Source organism: Alphaproteobacteria bacterium, assembly GCA_016124955.1.
Classification (GTDB): domain Bacteria; phylum Pseudomonadota; class Alphaproteobacteria; order UBA9219; family RFNS01; genus RI-461.
The window spans coordinates 78,636-94,066 of the sequence record WGMR01000008.1 but is presented as its reverse complement, the minus strand read 5'-3'; the positions used below and the strand labels follow the sequence as shown (position 1 = coordinate 94,066).

Annotated in this window: 14 protein-coding genes; all 14 read right to left on the bottom strand. The window is 59.9% G+C overall.

Annotation, left to right across the window (positions count from 1 at the left end; all coding sequences use genetic code 11):
- Position 1: 1 nt before the first annotated feature.
- Positions 2-724, bottom strand: coding sequence for an SURF1 family protein (locus GC131_08100; protein ID MBI1274030.1), 723 nt, complete (start codon positions 722-724; stop codon positions 2-4).
- A 2-nt stretch (positions 725-726) separates the two neighbouring features.
- Positions 727-1,092, bottom strand: a complete 366-nt coding sequence (locus GC131_08095; GenBank protein MBI1274029.1) for a DUF983 domain-containing protein — start codon at positions 1,090-1,092, stop codon at positions 727-729.
- Between the two features lie 3 nt (positions 1,093-1,095).
- Positions 1,096-1,941 carry a cytochrome c oxidase subunit 3 gene (locus GC131_08090; GenBank protein ID MBI1274028.1) on the bottom strand — a complete coding sequence of 282 codons (846 nt, stop codon included), beginning with the start codon at positions 1,939-1,941 and terminating at the stop codon, positions 1,096-1,098.
- A gap of 6 nt (positions 1,942-1,947) precedes the next feature.
- Entirely contained in the window at positions 1,948-2,559 is a 612-nt protein-coding gene (locus tag GC131_08085; GenBank protein MBI1274027.1) for a cytochrome c oxidase assembly protein, read from the bottom strand.
- Positions 2,560-2,680: 121 nt separating this feature from the next.
- Positions 2,681-3,556 (bottom strand): protoheme IX farnesyltransferase, encoded by an 876-nt coding sequence (locus GC131_08080; protein ID MBI1274026.1) that lies wholly within the window; start codon positions 3,554-3,556, stop codon positions 2,681-2,683.
- A 57-nt stretch (positions 3,557-3,613) separates the two neighbouring features.
- Positions 3,614-5,200 carry a cytochrome c oxidase subunit I gene (gene ctaD / locus GC131_08075; protein MBI1274025.1) on the bottom strand — a complete coding sequence of 529 codons (1,587 nt, stop codon included), beginning with the start codon at positions 5,198-5,200 and terminating at the stop codon, positions 3,614-3,616.
- A gap of 23 nt (positions 5,201-5,223) precedes the next feature.
- Positions 5,224-6,129 (bottom strand): cytochrome c oxidase subunit II, encoded by a 906-nt coding sequence (gene coxB, locus GC131_08070; GenBank protein MBI1274024.1) that lies wholly within the window; start codon positions 6,127-6,129, stop codon positions 5,224-5,226.
- A 264-nt stretch (positions 6,130-6,393) separates the two neighbouring features.
- Positions 6,394-7,038, bottom strand: coding sequence for a hypothetical protein (locus GC131_08065; protein MBI1274023.1), 645 nt, complete (start codon positions 7,036-7,038; stop codon positions 6,394-6,396).
- Between the two features lie 292 nt (positions 7,039-7,330).
- On the bottom strand, positions 7,331-7,906 hold the full coding sequence (locus GC131_08060) for a hypothetical protein (protein ID MBI1274022.1): 576 nt from the start codon (positions 7,904-7,906) through the stop codon (positions 7,331-7,333).
- The gene (locus tag GC131_08055; GenBank protein MBI1274021.1) at positions 7,903-8,958 is read right to left on the bottom strand and encodes a hypothetical protein; all 1,056 of its coding nucleotides are present in this window, start codon (positions 8,956-8,958) and stop codon (positions 7,903-7,905) included. The genes GC131_08060 and GC131_08055 overlap by 4 nt, the downstream gene beginning before the upstream one ends.
- Position 8,959: 1 nt before the next feature.
- Complete coding sequence (locus GC131_08050; GenBank protein ID MBI1274020.1) at positions 8,960-10,189, bottom strand: hypothetical protein; 1,230 nt, start codon at positions 10,187-10,189, stop codon at positions 8,960-8,962.
- A gap of 29 nt (positions 10,190-10,218) precedes the next feature.
- Positions 10,219-11,967 (bottom strand): type II/IV secretion system family protein, encoded by a 1,749-nt coding sequence (locus GC131_08045; protein MBI1274019.1) that lies wholly within the window; start codon positions 11,965-11,967, stop codon positions 10,219-10,221.
- Positions 11,964-13,253: a hypothetical protein gene (locus GC131_08040; GenBank protein ID MBI1274018.1), complete on the bottom strand. Its 1,290-nt coding sequence runs from the start codon at positions 13,251-13,253 to the stop codon at positions 11,964-11,966. The genes GC131_08045 and GC131_08040 overlap by 4 nt, the downstream gene beginning before the upstream one ends.
- A gap of 26 nt (positions 13,254-13,279) precedes the next feature.
- Positions 13,280-15,118: a hypothetical protein gene (locus GC131_08035; GenBank protein ID MBI1274017.1), complete on the bottom strand. Its 1,839-nt coding sequence runs from the start codon at positions 15,116-15,118 to the stop codon at positions 13,280-13,282.
- Positions 15,119-15,431 lie beyond the last annotated feature (313 nt).

Below are 15,431 nucleotides of genomic sequence, written 5' to 3'. Positions count from 1 at the left end.
TTCAGGTTTCGCGTCTCAGATGGGCATAAAAATACATGACGAGCAGCACAATCGCCAGCGAAAACCAGGTTATTGCATAGACGAAGTGGTTATCCGGGAAATCGAGCCGCGTTTGCCCGCCAACCGGTAAGCCGCCGGGGTTTCCGGTTGCATCTGCTTCCAGAATGACGGGTGCGAGCCCGGCGATACTTGCATGCTGTTCGATCGCGGGCATATCGAGCCAAAACCAGAAATTATCGGCCGGGCGGTTATCGGCCTGGAACCAGCTGCGCGGACGCGGCAGGCGCACGACGCCGGTGACGGTTGCAGGGCCCACAATCTGCCCTTCCGCCCGCGAAGCGGGTTGCATGGCATCAAGCGGGACCCAGCCGCGATTGATCAGGATATAGTGGTTATCGAGCGTTTGCATCGGCGTGACGACTTGATAGCCGATCTGGCCGCGCAGACTGCGGGCGGCGAGGAATATCTCACGGTCATGCATGAAAACCCCGGAAACCGTGGCGCGGCGATATTCCAGCGCATGCAGATCGCCCGCGAGCGGAAACCGCAGTTCATGCGGCGCTTCCTGCATTTGCACGGCGATGCGGGCGACAAGATCGTGCTTCCATTGCATGCGCTGCAATTGCCAGAACCCAAGCACCAGCAGAACCGCGAGCGCGCCCGCAACCGCGATGGCGGGAATGAGCCGCGGGGCAAAGGAACGTCCAAAGATGCGCAAAATCATGGCTATTTCCCGCGCGTTTCGCCGAAGGTTTCCGGCCGGTAGCGGTATTGCAGCGCCAGCATCAGCGCCTTGGCCGGGCGCGCGAGGCCGAGCGTGGCACCCAGCACGACAACCGACCACATGACCGCATGCAGCCACAAAGGCAGGTCATAGCGCATGGAAATCAGCAAAATCGGCGGCACGAGGATGAACCCGAGCAGGAAGATAAGCATCACCGCCGGGCCATCGCCCGCATCGGCCCCGGCAAGCGGCAAGCCACAGCGATCACAGCGCTCTTCAAGGCCAAGAAAGGTTGAAAATAACCGCCCTTCCCCGCAGCGCGGGCAGCGGCAGCGCAAAGCGGCAGAAAAAACGGGGGGTGCTTGCATCCGTTAGTGCGAACCGTACCAGTAAACCGATACGAACAGGAATAGCCACACGACGTCAACGAAATGCCAGTACCATGCCGCGGCTTCGAGCCCGAAATGGCTTTGCGGCGTGAAATGCCCCTTGGCCGCGCGCCACCAGCAAACCGCGAGGAAAATAGTGCCGATGATCACATGCGCGCCATGGAAGCCGGTCGCCATGAAGAAGGTGGAACCGAAGATGCCGCTATCGAGCCCGAAGGTGGCGTGGTGATATTCGTATGCCTGAAAGCAGCTGAACAGAAAGCCGAGCGCCACGGTGATGCCGAGCGCCTTGACCGCTTCCTTCTTATGGCCTTCCAGAATGGCGTGATGCGCCCATGTAACCGTGGTGCCGGAAAGCAGAAGGATTAATGTCATCGTGAAGGGCATTTCGAACGGATCGAAAGTTTCAATGCTGGCCGGGGGCCAGATGAAACCGATCGCTTCCTTGGGATAGAGCGCGGCATCGTAATAGGCCCAGAAGAAAGCCGAGAAGAACATGACTTCGGAGGCGATAAACAGCGCCATGCCGTAACGCAGGCTGACCTTCACGATCGGGGAATGGGCATGTTCGATCACCGATTCCCTGATGATATCGCGCCACCACACCCACATCACGGTCGCGACCGCGAAGAAACCGAGCACAACGCCCTTAAGGCCGAATTCCATCTCCCCGAGCTTGATCTTGTGCATAAACAGCACAAGGCCAACCGCCAGAAGCCCCGCCGAGAAAGCGCCGACAAGCGGCCAAACCGAAGGCTTTACGAGGTGATAGGGCTGCGACAGGCCGCTATCTTCATATTGGGGGGTGGAATGGTCGTGCGCGCTCATGGGGCCTCACTGCAGGGTTGTGGGTGGTATTGTGCCCTTCCCCGTGCCTTCATGCAAAGCCAAAGCAGCCGCACGGGCCTTGCTTTGATCCTTGGCGCGGTAAAAGGTGTAGGAAAGTGTTATATCGGTCACGTCCGCCATGTCCGGATCGTCCATAATGGCCGGGTCGATGAAAAAGGTTACCGGGAATTCGGCCGCCTCGCCCGGGGCCAGCAATTGCTCGGTGAAGCAGAAACATTCGATCTTGTTGAAATAAGGCCCGGCCTTATCCGGCTGCACATTGAAAACCGCGGTGCCGACAACGGGAACCGCAGATTTGTTGCGGGCACTATACTTGGCGATCCCCACTTCCCCCACCCGAAACCGCACCGCCGTTTGCATCGGGTGGAATTCCCACGCCAGATCGCGGTTTACATCGGCATTGAAGCTGACCGTTATAACGCGGCCCGCCACGGCTTCCGGCGCGGCGGCGGCGCGCCGGGTCGTGCCGCCAAAGCCGGTCGTGCTGCAAAACAGGTTATAGAGCGGCACGGACGCGAAAGACAAACCGATCATGGCCGCGACCACAGCCAGAAGCTTGACGATCAGCTTGCGGTTCTTGTTGCTTGCCGCCGTCATCCGCCCAGCCCCAGCCTGACCATGGTAACGGCATAAATAAGAGCGGCGAAAAAGATCAGCACCGTAAACACGGCCCAGTTGCGCGATTTGCGGCGTTTTTCTTCGCTATCCGGCTTCTTCGTCAAGACACACCCCATAGCGCGGCGATATGTTCGACCATCAGCACGCCGAACAGCGCGAACAGGTAAAAAATAGAAAAGGCGAACATCTGCCGCGCGCTGCCGTGTGTTTTATCGAACAAGACGCGCACCGCACAGGCAACGAACAGCGCGCCGAGAACGGCCGCGGTCGCGAGATAGCCGGGCCCGGCAAAGCCCATGAAATAAGGCGCCAGCGCCAGCGGCAACAGCAAAAGGGTATAAACCAGCATCTGTATCTTCGTGCTGGCTTCGCCCGCGACCACCGGCATCATGGGAATGCCTGCACGGCGATAATCATCGTTGCGGTACAGCGCCAGCGCCCAGAAATGCGGCGGGGTCCAGAAGAAGATAAGCGCGAACAAAACAATGGCAGGCCAGCCCACTTCCCCCGTCGCGGCGGCCCAGCCGATCATGGGCGGAAAGGCGCCCGCGGCACCGCCGATCACGATGTTTTGCGGGGTCATGCGCTTCAGCCACATGGTATAGACAAACACATAAAAAAGCGCCGCCGCCAGCAGCAGCCCGGCCGCGAGCCAGTTGGCGGCAAGCCCCATAAGCGCGAAGGAACCAAGAACGAGCATGACGCCGATTTCGGCCGCTTCATGCGGCGCGACGCGGCCCTGCGGGATCGGACGCGTGCGGGTACGATGCATCACCGCATCGATATCGCGGTCGAACCACATATTGATGGCGCCGCAGCCGCCGGCGCTGAGCGCGATGCAAAGCACGGCAACCGCCGCCAGCACCGGATGCATATGGCCGGGCGCGATTACCACACCCGCAAGGCCGCTAAACACCACAAGCGACATCACGCGCGGCTTGAGCAGCGCGGCATAATCGCGCACGGCGGCATTCATGCCATGCGTCACGAGCGGTTGGGTTAATCCGGCTTCAGCAGTCATAGTTTCGGGCGCCTAGCGCATGCGCGGCAGCGTTTCAAAGGTGTGGAACGGCGGCGGGGACGATACGGTCCATTCCAGCGTTTCGCCGCTTTCCCAATAGTTCGCGCTAACCTTCTTCCCGGCCAGCAGCGTGTAGAAAGCGATGAACACAAAAAGCACGGTCGCGCCGCCGGAAATATAGGAGCCTATCGAGGCGACTTCGTTCCAGCCCGCAAAAGCGTCCGGGTAATCGGGGATGCGGCGCGGCATGCCCTGCAGCCCCAGGAAATGCATGGGAAAGAAGGTCAGATTGACGCCGATGAAGGTCAGCCAGAAATGAATTTGCCCAAGCCATTCCGGATACTGGCGGCCCGACATCTTGCCGATCCAGTAGTACCAGCCCGCAAAAATCGCGAATACCGCGCCGAGCGACAGCACATAATGGAAATGCCCGACCACGTAATAGGTGTCGTGCAACGCGGTATCGATCCCCGCATTCGCAAGCACCACGCCCGTTACGCCGCCGACAGTGAAAAGGAAGATGAACCCGACCGCCCATAGCATCGGCGTTTTAAAGCTGATCGAACCGCCCCACATGGTCGCGATCCAGGAAAAGATTTTGACGCCGGTAGGCACCGCGATGATCAGCGTCGCGGCCGTGAAATAGGCGCGCGTATCGACATCGAGGCCCACGGTGTACATATGGTGCGCCCATACGATAAAGCCGATGAAGCCGATCGAGAGCATCGCGTAGGCCATACCGAGATAGCCAAAGATCGGCTTGCGCGAAAATGTGGAAACCACGTGGCTGATGATACCGAAAGCGGGCAGGATCATGATATAAACTTCGGGGTGGCCGAAGAACCAGAACAGATGCTGGAACAGCAGCGGATCGCCGCCGCCTGCCGGATCGAAGAAGCTGCCGCCGAAGTTGCGGTCAACCAGCAGCATGGTGATCGCGCCGCCAAGCACCGGCACCGCAAGCAGCAGCAGGAACGCCGTGATCAACATAGCCCAGATAAACAGCGGCATTTTATGGAAGGTCATGCCCGGAGCGCGCATGTTGAAAATGGTGGTGATGAAGTTGAGCGCGCCGAGGATGGAGGATGCGCCGGCCAGATGCAGCGCGAAGATGCCCATATCGACCGAGGGGCCGGAATGGCCGAGCGCCGAGGAAAGCGGGGGATAGACTGTCCAGCCCGTGCCCGCGCCGCCGCCGACAAAGGCCGATCCGAGCAGCAGCAGGAAGGCCGGAACCAAAAGCCAGAAGCTGATATTGTTGAGGCGCGGGAAGGCCATATCGGGCGCGCCGATCATCAGCGGGATGAACCAGTTGCCGAAACCGCCGATCAGCGCGGGCATGACGACAAAGAACACCATGATCAGGCCGTGCGCGGTGATCATGACGTTCCACCACTGGCCGTCCGTCACATGCTGCATGCCCGGTTCCTGCAGCTCGAGACGCATCCAGATCGAAAAGGCGCCGCCTATCAACCCGGCGATGACCGAGAAGATCAGATAGAGCGTGCCGATATCCTTATGGTTGGTCGAGCAGAACCAGCGCGCAAAGAAAGCCGGCTTGTGATCGTGGTGCGCGTCGGAAGCGTGCGAGGCATTCATGAAATTCTCTCCGGTCCTGTTGCTCAGCGGGCCTTGGCCAGCTGCTTGGCGTTGTCACCCGCGGGGGCTTCGGCGACATCCTGTTTCGATTTGATCCATGCTGCGAAGCGTTCGGGCGAAACCGCTTCGATCACGATCGGCATAAAGCCGTGGCCGGTGCCGCACAGTTCCGAACACTGGCCGTAGAAAATGCCTTCGTGGTCGATCTTGAGCCAGGTTTCGTTCAAACGGCCGGGGACCGAATCCCGCTTCACGCCCAGCGCCGGCATGGCCCATGAATGCAGCACATCGGTCGCGGTGGTTTGAACGCGCACATTCTGACCAACCGGCAGCACGATGCGGTTATCAACTTCGAGCAAGCGGAGCGGCTTTTCGGTCGGGATCAGCCAGCCCGGCGCATATTCATGCGCCAGTTCAAGCGCCTGTTGATCGCTGGTGGCAGGGCCATCCCATAGCGGACGGCTGTCGAAGGTGACATCGCCGTGATCCGGATATTCATACGACCAGTACCATTGGTGCCCGACCGCCTTGATCGTAAGATCGGGCGTGGGGATCGTATCGCCGTAGTACAGCAGCTTGAATGAAGGAATGGCGATCACGATCAAAATGATGACAGGAACAACCGTCCAGACGATTTCGATCATCGTGTTATGCGCCGTTTTGCTCGGCACCGGGTTGGCGCGCGCATTGAAGCGGACGATCACATAAACGAGAAGCCCCAGCACAAAGACAACAATGACCGTGATAATCACGAGCAGCATGTTATGGAATTCTTCGATATGTTCCTTATATGGCGAGGCCGGCGCCTGAAACCCAAGGCCCCACGGTTCGGGCGCACCGCCGGCAGCTTGCGCGGCGGCAGAAAGCGCCAGCGCGGCGATAGCCATGATGGCGGCTGCGGAAAACACACGACGGCAGAAACGGAACATGCTGTAACTCCAGCCCTGTAAGACCAAGTGCGCGCAATAAACGCACGATTCATTCAGTCGGATCCCGCCGCAATGTGCGCCGCCATCCGTAAGTTTGCAATGCCGATAACACACACAAAACCAAACCAGTTTTGTACGGTTAACTCATTGATCAGGAAAGGTATAAGCGCGCGCCGCGCGCTTGCCAAGGGCCGCGTGGTCCGGGCAAGCGAAACAACCCGTAAAAACGGTCTTACGTGGCCATAAAGCTACAGGGAAACGGGCTTATTGGAGGTTCAGCACCTGGTAGAACCAGTAACCGCCGGAAGCCGCATCGGTGTTATAAACGCAGGCGGTCGGCTTGCCCTTAAGCGCGGTGGGCCAGTTGCTGACATCGGTGCCAAGCGTGTTCGAGATCACGTTGCCGATATCGGCCCCCGAAGGCGTGGCGCTGAGGCCGACGGCCTTAAGATTGATTTGATCGCAAACCGCGCTGGCAACTTCGATCATCGCAAGCTTTTCGGTGCCCGAGGTGCCGAGTTGCGGCACGGCGCCATCGACATAGAACCAAGCATCGTTCGGCGGATCGTTCGCCATAGTGGTCGAGGGCGGGTTAATACCGCCTCCGGTGGGCGAGAACAGATCGTCGCTGTTGCCGGTTTGCGCAGGATCGATCACCACACTCGCGACATCGGTGCCAAGGCCTGTGATGCGGTCCATACCGATTTTCAGGTTCTGGCCGATTTCGATAAGCGCGGAAGCCTTGGTGCGCGATGCTTCGCCTGAAGTGCTTGTGGTGAAAGAACCGCTGCCGGCGGCGATGGCGGCGGCGAGAATCCCAAGAATAGCGACCACGAAGAGAATGGGGCCAATGGCGATACCAGCTTCACTATGAAAGCGAGCCATTTTCGGCGCCACGCTTGTTTTCATATCAGTCTCCCTGAAACTTGTGGCGGGCATGCGCCCTGCGGATTGCTTGCAAAACTTGTATGACATTTAGGTGCCAACGCAAAGCGGAATAGATTTCCACTGACTTTTGGCCCCAGACTCCCATTAAGAAGTTGATTCATTTTGTCTTTTCTGTCAACTGGTCACGGGCATTGCAGCCTTCTAGGCCTTTTGTTGTGACTATTTAGCCCCTTGATGTGGCCACGCATCATTTGCCCAACCATATCCATAATTGTTTTGATTGCGAATCGAAGGCCTGTGGCGGCCCGGCGAACTATTCGGCCGGCTTGTAGCTGATACGCCGGCCAAGAATGGTTGCGGCCATCAGGTGATTCTCCTGACATTCGGCGCCGATGCACATAGCCGCAAGCGACCATCGGACATCGGGCGCAACGGTATCGAGATAGCTGAGGCTGGCCATCCATGTGCTGAAGCTGTCTGCGTTGGTCGCCTTGATGAGCAGCTCGCCGTTCTTGCCCGTTTCATAGACGATACCTTCGTAGCGCTTCTTGAGGCGCTCCACGATTTTGTTGGTGTCCTCGAACTCCATGCTGGTTTGTTCAAGCCGGGGCAGGCTCGGTTCCGCCGCAAGCGCCATATCCAGATCGGCCGAGGCGTCTTTCGCGAGCGATACGGTATAAAGAGCAATAGCCACCATCACCATGGCCGCACCCCACGTGCTGCCGACGATCACAAGCGCCGCACGATCGAGCGACATGAGTGCGCGCTGCACCATATCGGCGCTAAGCCCTTCAAGGATGGACGGCCCCTTCTTCGCATTGCCGCCCTTGTCCTTCTTGGTTGCCGGGGCTTTATCCGGCTTCTTGGCCAGAAAATCGCTGAGCTTCATCGCCTGCCCCTCTTTTCCTTCATGGCGGCCACGGCGGCATCGTTGCCGATGAGCACGCCCTGCTCGTTGGTTTCAATGGTCTTGCCGCCCAGTTCGCGGATACGGTCGCCCGTAAGGCTCGATGGCACGATCGCCTTCCACATGACCTTGTTGCCGGTCTTGAGATCATAGATTTTCAGCCAGCCGCCGACCTCCACCAAACCATCGTTGAGATCGGAGAAGCGCGCGAGCTGTTCGCGCAGCTCGCTGGTGCGCATGCGCGTCACGAGCGTTAACAGATCCTGCGATTTTTGGGCCGAGCGTTCCTGCGCCGACGAAACCTCGGCCTTGGCGGCCAAGAGCGCCATGGAAGCGACCATCCAGACAAGGAACGATATGGTGACAATAACCACGCCGGTCATGACGATAGCGGCCGTCATCATGCGCCGCACCCTGTCTTCGAACAGCGAAACCGAATGCCACGCCTGCGGCGCGAGGCTTGCGATCTTGTCCGGCGACAAATCGACGATCTTGGCGCCGCCAAGTTCGCGCGCCACACGTTCGACCTTGGCGCGAATAACGGAAGACGTGCCGCGGTGGATCTGAATTAAATCCTTCGTCACCGTCATCATGGTTGCGGCTTCGTCGGAATAATATGTATAGCAAATCGGCGGCGGCTCGGATGCCTTCATGCCCGGCAGCAGCGAGGCGAATGGGCACCAGGTGTGCGGATGCGCCGCAAGATCGGATGCACGAGACGCCACATACCAGACGCGATCTTCGGTCGTGCTCCATATAAGGTGGATGCGTTCGCTGTCGCAAGCTTCGGCCGCCGCGTTCCACGCGATTTCGCGCTCCTGCCCGGCAACGCGCGGCGCGACGCCGCCGATCAGTTCGGGCGGAAAGTAATATTCGGCCGCGACCGCGATGCCGCCAAACGCGCCGCCCGCGATATCCTGCACCACGCCGCTCATGCCGTCGCCGTGGGTTCCACCGCGATCATCCTGCGCGCCGGGATCGCCTTCGGCGATCTTCCCTGTGCCGGAGAAGGATTTGATGAAATTCTGGAGCATCCTATGCGCCCCCTTCGCGCAGGCCAGTGAGGCTGTCCATAAACCCTTGATTCTGGATCATGAGCAGCCAGACCATGGTAAGCACAATAACACCCGATAGCGCCATCATGGTAATAACGCCGGTCAGGACGATTTTACGCTGCATGGTCTTGGCCATCAGCGAACGTTCGGCCGCCAAAGCTTCATATACTTCGACCAGCTGATCGACCGATTGCACGGTGGCGATCTGGTTGCGTTCGGCGCGTGTCAGCGGCCAACGGCCCAGCGCCTTGGCCGGCTCGACACCCGCCATGATGCGCTGGCGGCATTCGGTCCAATATGCCCGCGCCGACGGCTCGATCGTAGTTTCGATGATGATCTTGAGCGCGTCATCCAGCGGCACCTTACCGCGCAGCAGGCGTGCGATCAGTTTGCAGGTATCGTGCAGCGCGGCGTGGGCGAGATACTGGCCGAACATCGGCATCCTGATCACCATCTGCGCCGACCAATGGTTGGGGCGATGGCGGTTTTTCCAATAGCTGCCGCCGAATATGACGATGAAGGCGATGATCGCCGACGTGATAAAGATCAGTGAGCCGTTGACCCACGTGACGGTGACAATTGCGCTTTCGAACTTTGCGAGCTGTTCGGGCGTGGCGTTTTTGGGGGCGTTATCCTTCAGATAAGGAATAAAGCCGAATTGCGCGCCCCACAGCGAAGAGATGATCGAGAAGATATCGAATGCCAGCCAGCCCATGGCCGCCATGACCGCCTTGAACTGGCCGCCTTTTTCCTCGACATGCTTGATCGCATGCGCGATCACGCCCTTAAGATCGCCGGCACGCTCGCCCGCCATGATGATCGCCATCGTGGCCGCATCCATCAGCTTAAGTTCGCGCAAGGCTTCGGCGAACGAACCGCCGCCCTTCAGCACCGTGCGCGTGGGCAAAAAGGCGATACGGCGGCGGGGGTCGGCTTCGGCTTCGATAATGTTTAGCAGCGCAGTACCGGCGGACGCCGTGGCGGTCTGGAAGCGCAGCGCGCGCAGAAGCTGCAATTGCCAATCGCGCGAGCGTACATCGAACCATTCGAACAGCGCGGGCTTTTGTTCGTTGATATGAATGGGCCACAAACCGCGTTGCCGCAGCTGGCGGCGCACCGTGGTCGCATCGGGAAGGTAAAAATCCTCCTCATGCACCGCGACGCTGCCGCCGGGCAGCGGCTGGGCGTATTTGGCATGGAACAGTTTCATGCGCTATGCCTCGTTCCGCTTGTCATCCTTTAATGGCCGCGCGCCTGCCGCGTCGCGGCTTCTTCGACCAGCAGCGCGGCGCCCATATGGGCGTCGATCGCGCGGCGCGTGATCAGATCGCGGATTGAATCGCGGCGCGGAATATAGATCGTGCCCGGGATTTCGGCGATGGAGTTGGTGACATTCGACACCATCATTTCCGTAATGGCGCGGCGGCTTGCCTGATCTTCGGGCGGGAACAGCGCTTCGAGCGCCAGCGTCCGGCCGAGGAACCCGCGATGGTTGCACAAATCGCAGCCTTCCTTGCTGGCCAGCGCCACGCGCGCATCGGGCGGAATTTCAAGTTCGCGGCAACGCTCTTCATCGCCCATGGCCTCTATTGCGTTCACGGTTTTATGGCAGGCGGGGCATACGGTTTTGACGAGGCGCTGCGAGAGCGAGCCCACCAGCGCGTGACCGAGGATGTAAAGACCGCTGGTGCGGTAGGCGGAGCTGAGAAAGCCGTCAACGCGATCAAGCGTGTGCAGCGCGTCAACCGCGTGCACCGTCGTGATAACCAAATGGCCCGATTCCGTGGCGCGCAGCGCGGCTTCCACCGTATCGCTATCGCGCATTTCGCCGACGATGATAACGTCCGGATCGTGCCGCATCAGCGCGCGGATGATCGAGGCGATGTCGTTGGCGGAATTATCGGTCACCGAAGTTTGATCGACCAGCGGCATATCGTATTCGACCGGCGCTTCGACCGAATAGACGGCGCGGGCGGCGCGGTCGATTTCCTGAATGATGCCGTATAGCGTTGTCGATTTACCAGAACCCGTAGGACCGGACACGATAATCAAGCCGCCGTCCTTGGTATGGCCGTGCACCGTGCGGCGCAAACGATCGGCCACCATCGGCGCGTGCATGAAGAGTTCGTCGAACGAACGCAGGTTTTCACGATCGAGCAAACGGAGCGTGAGCTTTTCGCCGCCTGGCGCGACAGGCAAGCACGCGACACGAACGTCGATCATACGGCCCTGCCATTCGAAACCGAGACGTCCGTCCTGCGGATGCTGGCGGTCGGCGGCGTCCATTTTAGAATCGGTTTTGATACGCGTGACGATCGGCGCCATCACATGCGACGGGATCAGATGCTTATAGATGATATCGCCGTCAACCCGGTACCGGATCCAGCAGCGCGTATCGTCTTCCTGCAACGTAAGATGGATATCCGACGTGCGGCTTTGCAACGCTTCGGCAAGAATATCGTTGACCGATTGTTCGACCGAAACCGCGTTATCCGGATCGCGCGTCAGCGCGGCGAACAGACGCAGCAGGCGTTCGCCCGCCATTTCCGATTGTTCGCGCATCAGGCGCGAAAGTTCGGCGCGGTCCCACGGCTCGACATCCACCTTCTCGACCGCGCGGTTGGCGCGCTTCAGCGCATTGGTGATGCGGGCCACATCGGCATCGTCGATCCTGTCGCCCACGGCGATGCGCAGCACGCCATCGCGCAATTCAAGCAGCACAACCCCCATCGCCGCTTGCTGCGCCGCCGGAACATAAAGACGCAGCGCCTGCGCGGTGAGGTTTTCGCGCGTCGCCTTGCCTTCTATCTGTGTCGGGCGAACGTCCGACTTGAATCCGTTGCGGCGGAGGATATCGTCGATCGAAAGATAACGGCCGCGCATGCGGTGCACGGCCTGTTCGGCCACCGCAAGTTCATAATGCCGCGGCGTGACCTGTTCATCGGTGTTGCCTTCGGCTTCTTCGGGAGGACGCGTGGTTTCGTTCATTTTGCCCCCTCTTCCACCGGGGTGCTTTGTGCCGGCTTGCTTATGGGGGCAATGACGGCAGGCGTCGCCTGCGACACACTTGAGGGTGCGGCTTCCTTCTGGCTCGGACGGTAGGGCGAACCGCCAAGCTTCAATTCATGCGTCTCGCCGTTCATTTCTACCGATGCGGCGCGCGGGTTTACGCTGATAACCCGGACCGAAACGCCGCCAACATTGCCTTCGCTGCCTTCGGCAACGACTTTGGTGGCGCCGCCGCCGCGTTGCAGGATCGCGCGCTTGCCGACCGTGCCGACAAGATAGATATCGGCATGCACGGGCGCGGAAGAGGATTGCGAAGCCATCGGCGGCGGGCCGGAAAGCGCGCCGGCGTTTACGGGCGGGACATTGTTCATAAGATTGCCAAGCTCGGCCGCCGAGGGCGGCGGCGGCGGTAAACCCGGTATCCGGGTCATATTGCCTTCGGCGCCTTCGCCTTCAGCGCCCGCCATGGCTTCGCCCGTGGTCTTGCCGCGCACCTGCACGACCATGAAACCGACACGGCCGCTATGCCGCACGATCAGATCGGTCGATATCGTGTTGCGGCGGAACGGGGTCCATTGCAGCGTGATCGGGCATGACTCGCCGGGACGCAGGGTCATATCGACCTCGCAGCCCTGATTGAGGCGCGCGAGGCCGTTGCTGGCCGCGATCAGATCGATGGAAATGATAGTGATGTCTTCGTTGCTATCGTTATAGATCAGCGCCGAGCGCACCGGCTTGCCGACGCCGATTTCAACTTCGCCGAAATCGATCGGATCGGTCTTTTGGTTGTTGAGCGCGAGGCCCATCTTTTTTTCCTGCGATTCCTTGCGTTCGCCCAGCGTCATGCCGTTGACGGTCGCACGCGCGATGCGCCCGAGCCCGTCATGCGTGACAAGGATTTCCACCGTCCACGGGCCCGGACTTGATGGCGTGATCGACATGACCACGGCGCAGCGGGTGAAGGCCGGGATTTTGCCGACCTTTTTGCAATCGTCACTGGTAATTTCGGTCGTGACGTTGCCATCGCCGTTGACCGTCATGTCACGGATCGTAACCCCGGTGTTGCTTTGGTTTGAAAAGAACAGCGTGATGCGGCGCGCCACGCCGACGACGGATTCGCCCGTATCCACTTCTTTTGGTTCGGCCACCAGCGCTTCGTTGGTGGCGCCCTTGCCGACCGATGTGCCCGGCTCGATAAACGACGCATCGCGCGCGAACGCCGCGGACGGCAACAACAGCGCGGCCAGAAGCATAACCGCGGCCACCGGCAAAGCTGAGCGGCGGCGGCCTATCATGGCTGCGCCTCCACATCCTGCGACGGGGTCAGCAGTTCATCGAAGGCGTAGGAAAACCCGCGCTGCAGCATGCCGCGATCGACCAGCGAAACATCCGGCCCCGGTTCGCCCACCGGCGTGCCGCCAACCTGGCCGAACAGGACCTGCTGATTGCCGCTGGCGATTGCCGCCGTTACTGGCGTTTCGCCGGGTACGGCTTCGGTCTCGGAGCTAAGCGTGGCATAAGCCGCCGCTTCGTCGGCCGCATCGCTGAGCGTGCGCGGCTTTTCTTCATACACGATCGGGCGGGTGCCGGCGCTGTCGATCACCACCGGTTCGGGCAGCGGGCGGCGGCGCTCTTCCTTGCGGGCCTGTTCGATTTGTTCGTCGTCCGCGAACAGGACGATCGAGGGTTTGAGCAGGATCACGAGTTCGCGGTTCTGCTTGATGTCGGATGTCCCGAGCGGGAGCCGGCCGAGCAGCGGGAGCGGAATATTGTCGCGGCCCAGTTCGTCGCGCGACGAGTTCATGCCCGCAAGCAGAAGGTTATCGCCCGGGCGGACGCGCAGCACGGTTTCAAGCTTGCGTTCGCTGGTTTCGGGAAGCTGCAGCTGGGTCGAGCCGGTATCAACCGATTCAACCTTGATGATATCGGTGGTCGCGAGGCTCATTTTCGCGAAAATCACGCCGCCTTCATAGCTGCCGCGCACATCAATCGTGAGCCCGACATCGATATCGTCGGTCGATACCGTGTTGGTGCCGATGCCGCTGGTGCCCGTGCTGGAGCCGGACACGGTGTTCGATACCAGCTGACCGACCTGCGAGATGAAGCGGCGCGTACCGCCGATCACGAAGTTGGCGCTGGAGCCGGACACGAAGGTCATTTGCGGGTTACTGACCGTCTGCACCACGCCCTGGGTGGAGAGGAACTTGGCCACCAGGTTGGCATCCACCTTGCCGCGCAGCACGGCACCGAGGCTCATGCCGCCGGTGATCGCCGAGATGGCGGAGTTGGACAGGCTGGAGGTGATGTTATCGACGGATTGCAGGTGGCCGCCGAGGCCGCTTTGGTCGAAGCTGGTCCAGCTGATGCCGGAATTGTTGTTGGCATCGAGCGAAACTTCCCAGATATACATCTGCATCACGATCAAGGGACGGCCGTTGCGCAGCTGCGACAGATACTGGTTGACGCGGTGATAGCCTTCATAATCGGCGGAATAGATCAGATTGCCGCCGGCGGTATCGACCTGCACATCGCCGCCGGAAAGCTGCTTGATCGCATCCGCGATCGTGCTGCTGGCGGCGTTTTCATCTTCGACCGGCGGAAGTTCGATGATGAAGGTGTCTTGCGCCACCAGTTCAAGGCTGCCGCTGCGGTTGTTGCAGAACACGCGCGCGGCGTTGCAGATACGTTCCACGACCTGCGGCAACGGGCCGCTGAGGTTCAGCAGGTTGATGATGCGGTCGTCGAAGGCCGCGGTTTCGTAGGAAAGCGCGATATCGGTACCGGCCAGCACGGCTTCAAGCGCGGCCGTAACCGGCACGCCCTGCAAATTGGTGGTGGGCAAGATGACATCTTCGGGTAATTCATCGCCGGACGAAAGGCGACGGTCGCGCAGCGAGCTGCCGATCTTCAACGTCACCACCGGCGGATCGTCTGCGCCGCGAACGGTTTCAGAAGGATCGGGAACTTCGGGTAATTCCGGTTGCCGCGAATAGTTGCTTTGCGCTTCCTTCACATCGACCGGGCTGCAAGCGGGCAGCACCAGAAGCGAGGCCAGCGCGCAGAGCGCGAGTATCATCGGCAGGCGAAGCGAAACGAGCACTTTTGTATCCCCCAATACAGCTAGCCGCATGACCCGTAAGTCACGGACGGACAAAGCGCTTTGAGCCAAACGCTGGATGCCCAATTCATCAGTTAAGACCCCACCGATTGAGATTTCGTTAACCTAATTTACCGGTGTTTTTTGTGGCAGAATGATGCTTTGGCTATTGTCTGTGGATATCTTTGCCATGGCAATGTATTTATTATTTGAATCAATGGGTAAGCGATTTATATTCGTGTGGAAAAGCATGGTTTTTTGAACCGGGTCCGGAACGGTTTCAGGGACACGAAAAACAGCCCATGGCTAAGCCATTGATCCGGATTCTTTTTGTCAGCCGCCCTGC